At 59.7% G+C, this 15,460-nt stretch carries 15 protein-coding genes; 7 read left to right on the forward strand and 8 right to left on the reverse strand.

What is annotated here, in order from left to right:
• Positions 1 to 81: 81 nt before the first annotated feature.
• Complete coding sequence (locus PSH88_RS06715) at positions 82 to 2,130, reverse strand: putative bifunctional diguanylate cyclase/phosphodiesterase (RefSeq protein WP_305425462.1); 2,049 nt, start codon at positions 2,128 to 2,130, stop codon at positions 82 to 84.
• Positions 2,131 to 2,757: 627 nt separating this feature from the next.
• Here PSH88_RS06715 and PSH88_RS06720 point away from each other — a divergent pair.
• Entirely contained in the window at positions 2,758 to 3,126 is a 369-nt protein-coding gene (locus PSH88_RS06720) for a DUF6124 family protein (protein ID WP_305425463.1), read from the forward strand.
• A gap of 249 nt (positions 3,127 to 3,375) precedes the next feature.
• Here the strand turns inward: PSH88_RS06720 and PSH88_RS06725 are convergent, their stop codons facing one another.
• The 3 genes from PSH88_RS06725 to PSH88_RS06735 all read right to left on the reverse strand — a co-directional run bounded on the left by PSH88_RS06725 (position 3,376) and on the right by PSH88_RS06735 (position 5,158).
• On the reverse strand, positions 3,376 to 3,972 hold the full coding sequence (locus tag PSH88_RS06725) for a superoxide dismutase (protein WP_007938876.1): 597 nt from the start codon (positions 3,970 to 3,972) through the stop codon (positions 3,376 to 3,378).
• Between the two features lie 176 nt (positions 3,973 to 4,148).
• Complete coding sequence (locus PSH88_RS06730) at positions 4,149 to 4,751, reverse strand: LysE/ArgO family amino acid transporter (RefSeq protein ID WP_305425464.1); 603 nt, start codon at positions 4,749 to 4,751, stop codon at positions 4,149 to 4,151.
• 5 nt (positions 4,752 to 4,756) lie between these two features.
• Positions 4,757 to 5,158: an ACT domain-containing protein gene (locus PSH88_RS06735; RefSeq protein WP_305425465.1), complete on the reverse strand. Its 402-nt coding sequence runs from the start codon at positions 5,156 to 5,158 to the stop codon at positions 4,757 to 4,759.
• Between the two features lie 96 nt (positions 5,159 to 5,254).
• On the opposite strand from PSH88_RS06735, the gene PSH88_RS06740 reads away from it, so the two are divergent.
• The 3 genes from PSH88_RS06740 to PSH88_RS06750 all read left to right on the forward strand — a co-directional run bounded on the left by PSH88_RS06740 (position 5,255) and on the right by PSH88_RS06750 (position 8,205).
• The gene (locus PSH88_RS06740) at positions 5,255 to 6,148 is read left to right on the forward strand and encodes a LysR family transcriptional regulator ArgP (RefSeq protein WP_305483491.1); all 894 of its coding nucleotides are present in this window, start codon (positions 5,255 to 5,257) and stop codon (positions 6,146 to 6,148) included.
• An 89-nt stretch (positions 6,149 to 6,237) separates the two neighbouring features.
• Positions 6,238 to 7,230, forward strand: coding sequence for an NAD-dependent epimerase/dehydratase family protein (locus PSH88_RS06745; RefSeq protein WP_305425467.1), 993 nt, complete (start codon positions 6,238 to 6,240; stop codon positions 7,228 to 7,230).
• 117 nt (positions 7,231 to 7,347) lie between these two features.
• The gene (locus tag PSH88_RS06750) at positions 7,348 to 8,205 is read left to right on the forward strand and encodes an ATPase (RefSeq protein ID WP_305425468.1); all 858 of its coding nucleotides are present in this window, start codon (positions 7,348 to 7,350) and stop codon (positions 8,203 to 8,205) included.
• Between the two features lie 71 nt (positions 8,206 to 8,276).
• Here the strand turns inward: PSH88_RS06750 and PSH88_RS06755 are convergent, their stop codons facing one another.
• Both PSH88_RS06755 and pobA read right to left on the reverse strand, forming a co-directional pair.
• Positions 8,277 to 9,794, reverse strand: a complete 1,518-nt coding sequence (locus PSH88_RS06755; protein WP_305425469.1) for an MDR family MFS transporter — start codon at positions 9,792 to 9,794, stop codon at positions 8,277 to 8,279.
• A 78-nt stretch (positions 9,795 to 9,872) separates the two neighbouring features.
• Positions 9,873 to 11,057 (reverse strand): 4-hydroxybenzoate 3-monooxygenase, encoded by a 1,185-nt coding sequence (pobA, locus tag PSH88_RS06760; protein WP_305426953.1) that lies wholly within the window; start codon positions 11,055 to 11,057, stop codon positions 9,873 to 9,875.
• 188 nt (positions 11,058 to 11,245) lie between these two features.
• Between pobA and PSH88_RS06765 the strand changes: the two genes are divergently transcribed.
• On the forward strand, positions 11,246 to 12,142 hold the full coding sequence (locus tag PSH88_RS06765; protein ID WP_305425470.1) for a helix-turn-helix domain-containing protein: 897 nt from the start codon (positions 11,246 to 11,248) through the stop codon (positions 12,140 to 12,142).
• A 133-nt stretch (positions 12,143 to 12,275) separates the two neighbouring features.
• Here the strand turns inward: PSH88_RS06765 and PSH88_RS06770 are convergent, their stop codons facing one another.
• A complete protein-coding gene (locus tag PSH88_RS06770; protein ID WP_305427086.1) occupies positions 12,276 to 12,497 on the reverse strand; it encodes a hypothetical protein in 222 nt (73 codons plus the stop codon).
• Positions 12,498 to 12,669: 172 nt separating this feature from the next.
• Positions 12,670 to 13,575 (reverse strand): LysR family transcriptional regulator, encoded by a 906-nt coding sequence (locus PSH88_RS06775; RefSeq protein WP_305425471.1) that lies wholly within the window; start codon positions 13,573 to 13,575, stop codon positions 12,670 to 12,672.
• 114 nt (positions 13,576 to 13,689) lie between these two features.
• On the opposite strand from PSH88_RS06775, the gene PSH88_RS06780 reads away from it, so the two are divergent.
• Both PSH88_RS06780 and PSH88_RS06785 read left to right on the forward strand, forming a co-directional pair.
• Entirely contained in the window at positions 13,690 to 14,571 is an 882-nt protein-coding gene (locus tag PSH88_RS06780) for an MBL fold metallo-hydrolase (protein WP_305425473.1), read from the forward strand.
• A 165-nt stretch (positions 14,572 to 14,736) separates the two neighbouring features.
• On the forward strand, positions 14,737 to 15,351 hold the full coding sequence (locus PSH88_RS06785; RefSeq protein ID WP_305425474.1) for an NAD(P)-dependent oxidoreductase: 615 nt from the start codon (positions 14,737 to 14,739) through the stop codon (positions 15,349 to 15,351).
• Positions 15,352 to 15,460 lie beyond the last annotated feature (109 nt).

Consider the following 15,460-nt stretch of genomic DNA (forward strand, 5'->3'; position numbering starts at 1 on the left):
AACCTGATTGCGACTGCTACGCAGCCGAGCGGGAGCAAGCTCCCTCGCCACAGGGTTTTTCCATCTGCTACAAAGGCTGTTTCAGAGAATGAATGCGTTAGTGCGCTGGGCTTGCTTTAGGTAGGCACTCAATTCCCGCGCAGGCAGCGGTTTGCTGTAGTGATAGCCCTGACCTTCATGGCAGCCTTCGGAGATGATGTAGGCCTCTTGCTCGGCGGTTTCCACGCCTTCGGCAATCACCTGCATGCCCAGGCTCTTGCCCAACTGAATGATGGCCCGAACGATAGTCGCATCGTCGTCGTCATCGAGCAGATCCTGAACGAAGCTCTTATCGATCTTGATCTTGTCCAGCGGCAGGCTTTTCAAATAGCTCAGTGATGAATAACCGGTGCCGAAGTCGTCGATGGCGATCAGCGCACCGGAGCGACGCAGGCTCAGCAAGTGCTGAGCGGCGGTGCTGATGTCTTCCATCAGGCCGGTTTCGGTGACTTCCAGTTCCAGGCTGCGCGGTGGCAGGCGATACATCTGCAGCAGGTTATTGACCACCCGCGGCAACTCGGCGTGGTGCAGTTGCACGGTGGACAGGTTCACCGCCATGCGCAGCTCGAAACCCTGATCGTGCCATTCGCGCAATTGTTTGCAGGCCTGATCCAGCACCCATTCGCCGATGGCGATGATGGTGCCATTCTGCTCGGCCAGCGGGATGAACAGGTCCGGCGGCACCAGCCCGTGTTCGGGATGCTGCCAGCGAATCAACGCCTCGACGCCCACCACGCGATGATCGCGGTAGCTGATCTGCGGCTGGTAAACGAGGTAGAACTGGTCGCGGATCAAGGCATCGCGCAGGTCTTTTTCCAGCTCGCGGCGCCGACGCATTTCCGTGTCGACGCTGGCGATATAGAACTGATAACGGTTGCGCGAGCGAGTCTTGGCCAGGGTCATGGTCTGCTCGGCTTTTTGCAGCAACTTCTCGGTGCTGTCACCGTCCTCGGGGAACAGGGTGATGCCGATGGTGGCGCGCAGGCGGATTTCCTGATGATCAAGGGCGAACGCCGCTTCCAGATCATCGAGAATGCTTTGGGCCAGTTCGGCCGCTTCATAGGGTTGTTCGATGTCGGCCTGGACCAGTGCGAACTGGTCGCCCCCCAAGCGGGCGAGGGCGCCGAGGCGGCCGCTGTGGGCTCGCAGGCGATCGGCCAGGGCCAGCAGCAACTGGTCGCCGGTCTGATAGCTGAACTGTTCGTTGATGCCTTTGAAATCATCGAGCCCGACACACAACACCGCGACCCGACGCTGCAATTTGCCGGCGTCGACGAGGATTTTGTCCAGTTGTTGCTGCAATTGCTGGCGGTTCGGCAAACCGGTGAGGAAGTCGTACTGGGCCATGCGCAGCAGGCTGTTTTCCGCTTCGTGGCGCAGGTGAGTGTTGCGCTCGATGGATTCGAGCAACTGGTTGGCGGTGTTGATCCAGACCCCCAGCTCGTTTCTCTCATGACCCTTGAGCTGCGGAATCTTGTGGGCGCTGGGCCGGTCCGGGTTGATTTCGGTCAGGTGTTCGATAATCCGCGACAGCGGTTTGGTCAGCAGCCAGTGATAGACCAGATACAGCACCAGGGCCATGGCCAGGGCGCGCAATACGCCAGAGATGAAGATGATCACCGAGCTGACTATGAAGCCCTTGCCATAGGTGGCGGTGTCGAGAGTGATACTCAGGTCGCCGTAGTACTCGCTGTAGGGCCCGCGGCCCACCAGTTGGGTGGTGAAGGTGCGTTCGTTGCCGAGGATCAAGTCAGTCAGCCAGCGGCTGTTGGAGTGCTGCAGTTCACGGGTTTTTTGCGCAAGCATGGCTTCATTAGGATGGCCGATGGAGGCCATGCGCACGGCGTCGTCCTGAAACAGGCCTTCGATCACCTGCATGCCCATTTCCCGGTCCAGGCTATAGACGGCCTGGGTCGAAGGGTCGCGGAACATATCGAGGATGCGCTGGGCATCGCTGGCCACGGCCTGGCGTGTTTTATAGGCATCGAAAACGATCTGCGCGCAGCTCAAGACCACGCCGACGATCAATGCCGACAGGAGCACGACCCGGAGCAACTTCACCGACAAGCTGTTCTTGAGTTCCAGCTTCAAAGGGTAATTCCTTGTTCCGTGCGGGTAGCGTCAAGTTGCCATGAGTATTGGCAATCCCGTGATGTCAGTCAAAGGGACAATCCAACCCAGGGGATTTTGCCGGTAGCTTGGCCGATATGCTGTTGTTTGGAGTATTTGCCCTATTAGCACTGTGTCGGTTGTTGGGGCCCTCAACTTGAGGGGCGCGGGACAATTTTTCCTTGTGGTTGATGTTAGCCCGCTGTGGTGTGGGGGCAAGAGGGCGAATGCCACTCGTGTTGTGGGAATGCTCCCTCTTACAGAGACCGGCGTCTGGTATGGGTTGTTTAATGGGCTTGTCAGAACGCAGATCTTTCCCACGCATTTTTCAGGTTGCCGGGTGGGAAGCGGATTCCCTAACCTTTGGCTGTCGCTGCAAATTCAGCGACCGGGCGTGAGATCCCCGGCAACTAGTATGCATCTAGCGCCAATACCACCATAATTGGCGCCAGCTTATCCGCTGCCTGTAAATGCGTTATGGCGGCTGTGTGCGGGCAGACTTCGGTCTGGCCGGGTGCCTGCTACCGGTGATCTCACTCTGCACATAGCTGCCACCTCTTAGCCGCTTGAGATCCGGCGAGTGGTGGCACCATTTCAGCAGGAGTTTGTATGGATAAGTTAATCCCCGACCCACCCTTCAACACCACCACCCCCAACGCCGAAGCTTCGCGCACCGAAGAATTACTCAAAGACCGCGAAGCGATAAAACGCGCCCTTGATTACTACCTTGATCCCCCGGCGCAATACACCGAAAAACCCCGTCGTCCCAGCACGATGTTTATGGTCGCCCCGGATGCCGGCACCGAAAGCCTGCTGGCCCACGCCTACGAATCGTTGGCGTCAGCGAGTGTCCTGGCCAGCGATTTCGCCAACAATCTGATCGGCCCGCAGCGCCATATAGCGTTGGCGATTCAGCAGATCATCATGGTGGCGGAGTTGGCGGTGAACCGGGCGCTGGATAACGTCGACCCGGCGTAGCTCTCAGATACACCGCAATCCTGTGGGAGCGGGCTTGCCCGCGATGACGGCGGCACATCCAACATCCCTGGGCCTGGCACACCGCTATCGCGGGCAAGCCCGCTCCCACAGGAATTGTGTCGTACACAGATTTTGTGACCGCTCCTCTGGAGCGAGGCTTGCCCACGAAGGCGGCTGTAGGAATGTACCCATTTCCCGAGCCCATAAAAAACCCGGCAAAAAAGCCGGGTTTCTTGACTGGCGCGAAGCTTAAGCGGTGAAGGTTTTGCCTTCGAACTGCTCAGCCACGAACTTCCAGTTGACCAGGTTCCAGAACGCTTCGACGTACTTCGGACGAAGGTTGCGGTAGTCGATGTAGTAAGCGTGTTCCCAGACGTCGCAGGTCAGCAGCGGGGTGTCGCCGCTGGTCAGCGGGTTGCCGGCGCCGATGGTGCTGGCCAGGGCCAGGGAACCGTCAGCCTTTTTCACCAGCCAGCCCCAACCGGAACCGAAGGTGCCGATGGAGGTTTTGCTGAACTCTTCCTTGAACTTGTCGAACGAACCGAAAGCGGCGTTGATGGCATCAGCCAGTGCGCCGGTTGGTTGACCGCCGGCGTTTGGCGCCAGGCAGTTCCAGTAGAAAGTGTGGTTCCAGACCTGAGCGGCGTTGTTGAAGATACCGCCCGAGGAAGTCTTGACGATTTCTTCCAGGGTCTTGCCTTCGAACTCGGTGCCTGGCACCAGGTTGTTCAGGTTCACGACGTAGGTGTTGTGGTGCTTGTCGTGGTGGTATTGCAGAGTTTCCTCTGAAATGTGCGGCTGCAGGGCATTGTGCGCGTAAGGCAGCGGCGGCAATTCGAAAGCCATGATGATTCTCCTAATCAGGTCAGTTGCGGTGAGCGCAAGGCCGATCACGGGCGGCCAGACATGCGCCGGGGAGTTTGTACTCTTTGCGGCGCAGGGATCGGATCATAGCACCGGGGGTGCGGCATAACCACGCAACAACTGTGTGGAATAGAGGTTCCAGAGCCTTTTGGAATAAATCATGAAGCGATGATTAACTGGAACGCTACTGTGAACATCATGACAGCGACCAACAGGTCGAGAATTCGCCAGGTGCCTGGCCGTGCCAGCCACGGCGCCAGCCATGCCGCGCCAAGGGCTAAAGTGAAAAACCACAACAGTGACGCACTGGCCGCGCCCACCACATAAGCACCGGGCTCGGTTTGTTGTGCGCCGAGAGAACCGATCAGCAAAACGGTGTCCAGATAAACGTGCGGGTTGAGCAGTGTCACCGCCAATGCGCTGAGCAACACCGCCCGCAGCGAGCGCACGGTCTGATTTTCACCCTGTTGCAGGCTTTGTTTCGAGCAGGCCCGACGCAGCGCCAGGCTGCCATACCACAGCAGAAACGCCGCGCCACCCCAACGGGCGATAGCCAGCAGGGTCGGGTTTTGCGCCAGCACCGTCGCCAGGCCGAACACTCCGGCGGCCACCAGCAACGCATCGCAGGTCACGCAGAGCGCCGCCACCGGCAGGTGATGTTCACGCCGAAGACTTTGCGCCAACACAAACGCATTCTGGGTGCCGATCGCCATGATCAGCCCCGCGGCCACCAACAGGCCGTTCACATAGCTTTGCCACATACGTATTACTCCGCGTTGGCCGCCAGATCCCGCAGGACCTGCACGGCGCGTTCGGCATCGGCCTGGCCGACGAATAAATGGTCGTGGTAATACCCGGCGATCACGTTGCAACTGATGCCGGCCTGGCCCAGCGCCGTGGCGAACGCGGCGGTCAGGCCGACGGCTTCGAGGGCCGAGTGCACGTTCAAGGTGATCCAGGCGGCGACGTAGTCGAAGCTGAAACCGGCCTTTTCGGCGTCGGAACGTTGCAGAATCAGCGTCAGCCCTTCCTGTTCACGAAAACTGCCGACAATCTCAAGGCCGGCGGGCAGCTTGCCGTCGCGCAACGTGCAGAACACGTATTCGCCGTCGTTGAGTTGCGGGCTCATGCTGCGCAGCAGGGTTGCCAATGACGTTTCGCCAGCCATGTCGGTGATCCTTGTTCAAGAGTTCTTGCTGGCCATTCTCCGGTTCGAGGCTGTATAAGAAAAACCAATAGTCCTGATCGCCCATTAGGAAAACTGATGTTCGACTACAAATTACTTTCCGCGCTCGCCGCGGTGATCGAACAGGCCGGATTCGAACGCGCCGCGCAGGTGCTGGGGTTGTCCCAATCGGCCATCTCCCAGCGGATCAAACTGCTGGAGGCACGGGTCGGCCAACCGGTGCTGGTGCGGGTCACCCCCCCGGCGCCGACGGAGATTGGCCGGCGATTGCTCAACCATGTGCAGCAGGTGCGATTGCTTGAGCGCGATCTACAAACGTTGGTCCCGGCGCTGGACGAAGAAGGCCTGCCGGAACGCCTGCGTATCGCTCTGAATGCCGACAGTCTTGCGACTTGGTGGGCACAGGCGGTGGGGGACTTTTGTGCGGAACAACATTTGCTGCTCGACTTGGTGGTAGAAGACCAGACCGTCGGCCTCAAACGCATGCGCGCAGGTGAAGTGGCGGCGTGTGTCTGCGCCAGTGAGCGACCGGTGGCTGGTGCGCGCAGCGTGCTGTTGGGGGCGATGCGTTACCGAGCGATGGCGAGCCCGGCGTTTATTGCCCGGCATTTTCCCGACGGTGTGCGTGCCGATCAGTTAGCCAAAACCCCGGCCCTGGTGTTTGGCCCGGATGATTTCCTACAGCATCGCTACCTCGCATCCCTCGGTGTGGAGGGCGGTTTCGAACACCATTTATGCCCATCGTCCGAAGGGTTTCTTCGTCTCACGGAAGCAGGGCTTGGCTGGGGCCTGGTGCCTGAATTGCAGGTGCGCGAGCAACTTGAGCGCGGCATCCTGCAGGAGCTTTTGCCAGATAAGCCGATCGATGTGCCGCTGTACTGGCATCATTGGCGCAATGGCGGTCAGCTGTTGGGGTTACTCACCGATCAATTGGTGCGCTCGTCAAAGCAATGGCTGGTGCCGTTGGGCTGACGGGCAGCGTCAAGACCTCATGCCCTGCGCCCTACGCCCTACGCAATATGCAAAGCGCAAAACGCAAAACGAAATATTCGGAGCAATTCATGAAGATTCTGGTCACCGGCGCAAGCGGCTTCATTGGCGGACGCTTTGCGCGTTTCGCCCTGGAGCAGGGCCTGGACGTGCGGGTCAACGGTCGCCGGGCCGAAAGCGTCGAGCATCTGGTGCGCCGTGGCGCCGAGTTCATTCAGGGCGACTTGAGCGACCCGCAACTGGCTCGCGACCTGTGTTCAGACGTCGAAGCTGTGGTCCATTGCGCCGGCGCAGTGGGTTTGTGGGGGCGGTATCAGGACTTTCATCAGGGTAACGTCGAAGTCACCGAGAACGTGGTCGAAGCCTGTCTGAAACAACGGGTCCGGCGTCTGGTGCACTTGTCGTCGCCGTCGATCTACTTCGATGGCCGCGATCATCTGGGGTTGACCGAAGACCAGGTGCCCAAGCGCTTCAAACATCCCTACGCCGCAACCAAATACCTGGCCGAGCAAAAAGTCTTTGGGGCGCAGGAATTCGGCCTCGAAACCCTGGCCCTGCGCCCGCGTTTCGTGACGGGCGCCGGCGACATGAGCATTTTCCCGAGACTGCTGAAGATGCAGCGCAAGGGGCGGTTGGCGATCATCGGCAATGGCCTGAACAAGGTCGACTTCACCAGCGTGCAAAACCTCAATGAAGCGTTGCTCAGCAGCTTGCTGGCCAGTGGTTCGGCGTTGGGCAAGGCCTACAACATCAGCAACGGAGCGCCGGTTCCGTTGTGGGATGTGGTGAATTACGTGATGCGTCAGATGGATGTCCCACAGGTTACCCGTTACCGTTCCTACGGTCTGGCCTACAGCCTTGCCGCGCTCAACGAGGGTGTGTGCAAGCTGTGGCCAGGTCGTCCCGAGCCGACCCTGTCGCGGCTGGGCATGCAAGTCATGAACAAAAACTTCACCCTGGACATCAGCCGCGCACGGCATTATCTGGACTACGATCCGAAAGTCAGCCTCTGGACCGCCCTTGATGAGTTCTGCGGCTGGTGGAAGGCTCAGGACATTCGCTGACACACAAGGACGGCCCCTTACTGAACCGAGTTCGGGGTTCAGGGTCAACCGGTGCGGCAGCGGGGGTTATACTTCGCCGCATCAAGCCATCACCGCGTTCCACAAAGGTTGACCCTAATGCCCATGCGTAACGATGCCAACGACGACTTCGATGTCCCGAGCCTGCGCGCCGACAGCCTCGATGACGATGATTTTCCGACCACCGCTCGCACTGCCGTGCATTCGCGCACCGCACCGGTGGTCAAGGTCAAAGGCCCGAGCACCGGCCCCCTGTGGGCATTGGTCGGCGCGTTGTTCTTTGCCTTCGCCGGCCTTGCCTGGTGGAGTTTTCAGCAGATCTCGCTGATGGAACAGCAACTGGTGGCGACCCAGGAAAGTTTCGCGCGCATCAGTGAGGAAGCGGCGGGGCGCTTGCAGGACATTTCCGGCAAGGTCGTGGCCAGCCAGTCCAACGTAAACACAGGCAGTGAAGCGTTGAAGCTGCAAATCAAACAGCTCGAAGGCAAACTCCAGGACCAGAGCAAGCAGCTGGAAAGCAAGCTTCAGGACCAGAGCAAAGGCGTACTCGGCCAGACCTCCGAACTGGACAAGCGTCTGGCGCAAATGACCGCACAAGCCACCGAACAACAAACCGCCAATGCTCAGTTGCAGGCCCAGGTCAAAGCCTTGAGCGGCGAACTGGCCGCGTTGAAGAGCGCGTCGGACGATACCAGCCAATTCGACGCCCAACTGAAAAGCCTGGGCGCTGACATCGTCGCGCTGAAGAAACAAGGCAACCCGAGCGCCGCCATCGAGCGCCTGGAGCAAGAAATGATCGTGCTCAAAAGCCAACAGGACAACCGCCCGGCCGCCGCGCAAGGTGGCACCAACATCGCCGAGTTCGACGCCTTCCGTGGCCAGGTCACCCGCAATATCAACACCCTGCAGGCACAGATCCAGAATCTGCAGCAACAGCTGCGCACCCGGTCTCAATAGCGCGATGCAGTGATGGGGCCTGTGGCGTTGATCGTTCCCACGCAGAGCGTGGGAATGATCGGTCGGTGGGGTTAGCGAACCGTGTCCTCCCGCCCCCGCAACACTCTATTCGGCATGGCAATCGCCGCCGCCAGCCCCAGCAGCGACACCGCCGCGCTGACCATCAGCAAATGCCGAAAGGTCAGCAGCAGTTCAGCCCGCAGAGCGTTTTGTGCATCCCCTGGAGCGGCGTTCAAACCATCGAGCAAGACATTCCCCGAACTCCCTTCGGCCATCAACGACGAGCCCGCCAGATGAGCGAAACTCGAATCCTGTAACAACGCCAGCAACAGCGCCGACATCAACGCCACGCCCACTGCACCACCCAGAGAGCGAAACAGATTGGTGGTGCTGGTGGCGACGCCGATGTCCCGTTGTTCCACCGAGTTTTGCGTACCCACCAACGATGTCGGGAACTGCATGCCGCTGGCGATGCCGCTGAGCAACATGAACAGGCTGCTCAGCACAAACGCCTGAGGCGCACTGAGCGCCATGCCGAGAATCGAGAACGGCATCAGCAGGGCGCCGGTCAGGATCATCGGTTTGTAACGACCGGTCACCGAGGTCTGGCGTCCGGCGAAATACGCGCCTATTGGCAAGCCCATGGCCAGCGGCAACAGATGCAGCGCAGCGCTGTCGGCCCCGGCGCCGGTGACGCTCTGGAAGCGCAGCGGCATCAGCACAATCAAGGAAATCGCCTGGAAACTGGTGAAGAAAATCGTGCACCAGCAAAGAATCGCACTGCGATTGGCGAACAAATGCATCGGCAGCAACGGTTCCCGCGCCCGCCGTTCATGCCAGACGAACACGGCCAGCACCACCACCGCACAACCGAGCAACCCCGACACTTCGGTGCTGCGCCACGAATAGCCCTGGCCAACCTGAGTAATGCCCAGCAACAACGCCGTCAGGCCGATGATCATCAGCAATGTGCCGAAGTAGTCGATGATCGGCTTGCGCTGCGGCACTGGCAGCCCCACCAGCGTGCGGTGGGCCACCCGCCAGGCAACCAGGCCCAGTGGAATATTGATCAGGAACACCCAGCGCCAGGACAGGTATTCGGTCATGTAGCCACCGAGAACCGGGCCGGCCACGCTGGCCACCGCGTACATGCTGCTGAAGTAACCCTGATAGCGACCGCGTTCGCGGGGTGGAACGATGTCGCCGATGATTGCCTGGCTCACCGAAATCATCCCGCCGGCGCCGATGCCCTGAAGGATCCGCGCCAGCACCAATTGCTCCATGCTCTGCGCCATGCCGCAGAACAACGACGCCAGGGTGAATAGCCCCATGCCGAACAGCATCAATTTGCGGCGGCCATACAGATCGCCGAGTTTGCCGTAGATCGGCACCGCCACAGTCATCGCCACCATGTACCCGGAAATCACCCAGGCCAGCAGGCTGACATCCTTGAATTGCGCGGAAATGGCCGGCATCGACACGGCGACGATGGTCTGGTCCAGCGCGCCCAGAAAGATCGCCAGCATCAGGGCGATCAGCACGCTGCGAATGGCCGGTTTGGGCGTTTCAGGCTGGTTGAGATTGGTCACGGGTAAAACCTGCGGGCAGTAATGGGCCCGCAGCGGGCAAGGCGAGCGGGATGCTCGCCAGTGTAGATCGGTAGTAGGCTATTCGATAGCCTCGTATGGAAGCCCGACGTAATTTTCGGCAATGGTTTTTCGGCCCGCCTCAGAGTCCACGAAATAGGCCAGTTCCGATTCGCTGATGCGCTGGCTGAACGCGTCGTGCTCGTCGAAGCGATGCAACATCGAGGTCATCCACCAGGAAAACCGCTCGGCTTTCCACACCCGACGCAAGCAGACCTCGGAATACTTCTCCAGCAAATCCACACGCCCTTCGCGGTACACCTTCAGCAGAATATTGAACAACGTACTGACGTCACTGGCCGCCAGGTTCAAACCCTTGGCGCCGGTGGGCGGGACGATGTGAGCGGCGTCGCCGACCAGGAACATCCGCCCGTACTGCATCGGCTCGACCACGAAACTGCGCAGCGGCGCGATGCTTTTTTCGATCGACGGACCGGTCACCAGCGCGTCGGCGAGGGCGGCTGGCAGACGGGATTTGAGCTCATCCCAGAAGCGTTGATCGGACCAGTCTTCAACTTTGTCCTGGGCCGGGACCTGAAGGTAATAACGGGTGCGTGTCGGCGAACGCATGCTGCACAACGCAAAACCCCGTTCGTGCCGTGCATAGACCAACTCTTCATGCACCGGTGGCGTGTCAGCGAGAATCCCCAGCCAGCCGAACGGATACACCCGCTCGAACACCTTCAGGCAGTCAGCGGGGATCGATTGTCGCGCCACGCCATGGAAGCCGTCGCAACCGGCGATGTAGTCACAATCGAGTCGATACGTTTCGCCGTCCTTGTCGAAGGTGACAAAGGGTTCGGCGGTTTTCATGCCGTGGGGGACGACATTGCTGGCTTCATAGATCGTCTGTGCACCGCCGTCCCGACGAGCGGCCATCAGATCGCGGGTGACCTCGGTCTGGCCATAGATCGTTACAGTTTTGCCGCCAGTCAGCGCCTGCAAATCGATGTGTACCCGGCGCCCGTCGAGGGCCAGTTCGAAGCCTGCATGGACCAGCCCTTCGGCATCCATGCGCTGACCCACCCCGGCCTGACGCAACAGCTCTACCATGCCTTGTTCGAGGACACCGGCGCGGATACGTCCGAGCACGTAGTCCGGGGTCTGGCGCTCGAGGATCAGAGTGTCGATGCCGGCGTTATGCAGCAATTGGCCGAGTAGCAAGCCAGAGGGGCCGGCACCGATGATCGCGACTTGGGTTTTCAGTGTTTTCATTGTTTTTATGACTCGCAAGCTCCACACGACCAAGGCCGGTGAATGATTTTTATGGATCGAGTACTTGCATTTTTCACTTGCGGGTCTGTCAATTGAAGGGGAAAACTGAGCCGATACCTGTACATTCTGCCAATCGGTGCGATTATCGCCCCGTTACCCTCGAGGCCTGGATTGAAGTGATGAACAAGCCTGACCTGCCATCGATTCCGGTGTTCAAACTCTACGGTGAAAGCCTGGACTGGCCGACCCCTGACTTGTTGCACTGTGAAACCATTTCCAAACGCAGCCGCGAACATCAATGGGAAATCAAACCCCATCGCCACGCCGATTTGTGTCAGTTGCTCTTCGTCTTCAAAGGTCAGGCAGAGCTTGAGATCGAAGGCAAACGCTCAAAATTGACCGAGCCGGCAATCCTGATTCTGCCGCCGTTATCGGTGCATGGTTATCGCTTTTCCGAGGACGTCGAAGGTTTCGTCGTCACGCTGGCCGCGCCGCTGATCGCTCACCTGCAAGCACAACTGGGCAATTCGGTGAACGCTCTGGCACAGGCCGAAAGCTACCCGGCGGGCAAGGACAGCGAGTACCTCAACAGCCTGTTTTCGGCGCTGCAAAGCGAGTACACCGGCCATCAACCGGCGCGGGAAATGCTCATGCATTCGCTGGTCAGCGTGATTATGGTGTGGATCAGCCGTCAGGTGATTCAGCGCCAAACCGCCACTCAGCGTCCGCAGCGGGCCCGGGAATACCTCAACGGCTTTATTCAACTGGTGGAAGAAACCTATCGCCAGCACGTCAAGGTCGAGGACCTGGCTCATCGGCTGGGGATTTCCGTGTCTCATCTCAACGGCACGTGCCGTGAATTGGCGGGGCAACCGGCGTTGCAGATCATGCATGAGCGTCAATTGCTGGAGGCCAAGCGCTTGCTGACCTACACCAGCATGACCATTTATGAAATGTCCGACGTGTTGGGGTTTTCCGATCCGACCAACTTCACACGCCTGTTCAGGCGTCGCGTGGGCATTTCGCCCAAGGCCTTTCGCGACCGCTTGAAGGCCGATCAGGACAACGGGGCCTGAATCCTGTGGCGAGGGGGCTTGCCCCGTTCGGCTGCGCAGCAGTCGTAATTCGGTGAATGCGGTGTTCTCATTGAAATGCTGGGGCCGCTTCGCGACCCAACGGGAGCAAGCTCCCTCGCCACAGGTGAGATCGTCATCGGAGGGCGTTGAGGGTCGCGTTGTGGGGAATGCAGCGTTCAAAGTTGCAGCTCGCGTATTCACGGGGCACTTGTCGTAACTGCTCGACCCGCCAGGCGGCTGTGCCATACAGCGCCAGCGTCGCCGCGCAAGTGATAAAAATGGCGAGGTATCTTCTTGTTTTGATGTTCATGGCGTTGACCTCTGAACGAATACCTTTCGGTACTGCTTTGAGCATAGGTCAGCGCCAGTGAGTTGCCAGCAAAGCGGCCTTCGCCGTTAACGCGATATTCAGAACACTGATATTCCCTGTGGGAGCTGTCTTGCCTGCGTTAGCGGGCTATCAGTCAGCATCATTGTTGGATGTGACGACGCCATCGCAGGCAAGCCAGCTCCCACAGGGGAGGTGTTTACAGACCGATGTCCCACCCCGGCTCTTCGGGAAATCTGATCACCAGAAAATCCAGCATGCTGCGCAACGCCGCCGGCATGTGTTTGCGTGAGGCATACACCGCATAGATGTTCATCTGCCGGGGCTCGGCCTGGGGCAGCAGGCGGATCAGTTCGCCGCTGTGGATATGCACTCCCGCCTGATAGCTCGGCAGCATCGCCACACCGGCGCCGGCGATCGTCGCGCGCAACAGCGTGCTGGCTTCGTTGGCGCTGATGTTGCCCTGCACCGGCACTGAGACGGGCTCGCCGTTCTGGTCGAAATGCCAGAGGCTTTTGCCGAAGTAGGAATGTGTCAGGCAGTTGTGCAGGCTGAGGTCCTCGACCCGTTGCGGCGTCGGGTGTTCGCGCAGGTAAGCGGGAGAGGCGCAGATCACTGAGCGGCAGACCGTCAGGCGCCGGGCGATCAGGTTCGGGTCCAGGTCGTTGCTGGTGCGGATGGCCAGGTCGATGCGTTCATCCACCAGGTTCACTGTGCGGTCGAGCATTTGCATATCGATGCTGACGCCGGGATAACGTTTGACGTAAGCCGCCATGGCGTCCGCCAGTTGCGCCTGGCCGAACGAGGTGCTGACGCTGATCCGCAGCAGGCCTCGCGGTGCGTCGTCCGGCTCGCTGACGGCGGCCTGCATGTCGGTGGACAAATCGAGCATCTGCCGACAGCGCGGCAGAATTTCCGTACCGGCGGCGGTCAGGCTCAATTTGCGTGTGGTGCGGTGCATCAGGCGTGCGCCAACCCAATCTTCCAGCTCTGCCAGATAGCGTGAAACCACCGGCCGTGAAAGGTCCAGGTGATCGGCGGCGGCCGACTGGCTGCCCAGGTCCACCACCGTGACGAACACCCGCATTGCTTGTAGACGATCCATGATTTGCCCGCTTTCAGAAACAAACTATGTTCAAGCATCGCATTTTTTGTATCGAACCAGGCAACTAAGCTCTGTCCCATCGCCAAGCACGGCATTCGGACAACGGAGCAACAGATGATCGGCTTCACTTCAATCAAACGCATTCTTCTGGCAACTGCCACGCTCGGCTTCGCGACCCATGCCGCTGCGGCGTCCACTCTGACGCTGGACGTCTACAACCCCGGCACCCACGCGATCTTCCCGGTGACCTCGGTGCTGGTCAGCGGCGAGAAGGAAGCGATTCTGGTGGACGCGCAATTCGGCAAAGCCCAGGCCGAACAGGTAGTGGAAAAAATCCGCGCCAGCGGCAAGCAACTGACCACCATCTACATCAGCCACGGTGACCCGGATTACTACTTCGGCCTCGACACCGTGACCCAAGCGTTCCCGAAAGCCAAGGTGCTGGCCTCGCAACCGACGGTTGATCACATCAAAAAAACCGTCGACGGCAAACTGGCGTTCTGGGGTCCGAAAATGGGCGCTGATGTACCGAACAAAACCATCGTGCCGCAGGTGCTCAAGGGCGACAGCCTGATGCTGGAAGGGCAGAAATTGCAGGTGATCGGCCTGGACGGCAAGCAGCCGGATCGCAGCTTTGTGTGGATCCCGTCGATCAAGGCGGTGGTCGGTGGCGTGGTTGTTGCCGAAAACATTCATGTGTGGATGGCCGACACCCAGACCCCGCAATCTCATGCCTATTGGCTGACAACGTTGCAGGCGATTGAAGCGCTGAAGCCGACCACCATTGTGCCGGGTCACTACCTCGGTGAGAGCGCTCGCTCTCTGGCGGCGGTGCAGTTCACTGCCGATTACATCAAGGCTTTCGACGAAGAAACCGCCAAGGCGAAAGACGCTGCCGAACTGATCGCCGCAATGAAAAAACGCTACCCGAGCCTGGGCGAAGAAAGCTCGCTGGAGCTGAGCGCCAAAGTCGCCAAAGGTGAGATGAAGTGGTAATCCGTCGCACTCAACTGATCGTTCCCACGCTCTGCGTGGGAATGCCTCAACGGACGCTCCGCGTTCGGCTTTGGAAGGGACGCGGAGCGTCCCGGGCTGCATTCCCACGCGGAGCGTGGGAACGATCATAAATACAGATTCACCCAAGCCAACTGGAGAAACGTCATGAGCAACATCGCAATCATCGGTGCCACCGGTCGTGCCGGTAGCCAACTGTTGGAAGAAGCCCTGCGTCGCGGTCATAGTGTCACTGCCATCGCCCGCGACACCTCGAAAATCTCCCCGCGTGCCGGTGTGGTGAGCAAAAACGTCGACGTGCTCGATGCTGCTGCTCTGCAAGCCGCCGTGGCCGGGCATGATGCGGTGATCAGCGCTGCGCATTTCTCCACCATCCCCGCCAGCGCGATTATCGAGCCGGTGAAGCAGGCCGGGGTCAAGCGTCTGCTGGTGGTGGGCGGTGCCGGTTCGCTGTTGCTGCCGGACGGCTCTCGGGTGATCGACAGCGAAGGCTTCCCGGAGGAATACAAGGCCGAAGCCAGCGCCGGTGCCGAATTCCTCAATACCTTGCGTCGGGAAAAGGACCTGGACTGGACCTTCCTGTCGCCGTCGGCGGAGTTTGTCGAAGGTGAGCGCACGAGCACGTTTCGGGTCGGCAAGGATGACTTGCTGGTGAGCGCAGAAGGCCGTAGCTGGATTACTTTTGCTGACTTCGCGATTGCGCTGCTTGATGAAGTGGAAGCACCGAAGCATTCCCGCCAACGGTTTACTGTCGGGTATTGATCGTCTGATCGTTCCCACGCTCTGCGTGGGAATGCCTCAACGGACGCTCTGCGTTCGGCTGTTGAAGGGACGCGGAGCGTCCCGGGCTGCATCCCCACGCGGAGCGTGG

The sequence above is a fragment of the Pseudomonas wuhanensis genome (assembly GCF_030687395.1).
Classification (GTDB): Bacteria; Pseudomonadota; Gammaproteobacteria; order Pseudomonadales; family Pseudomonadaceae; genus Aquipseudomonas; species Aquipseudomonas wuhanensis.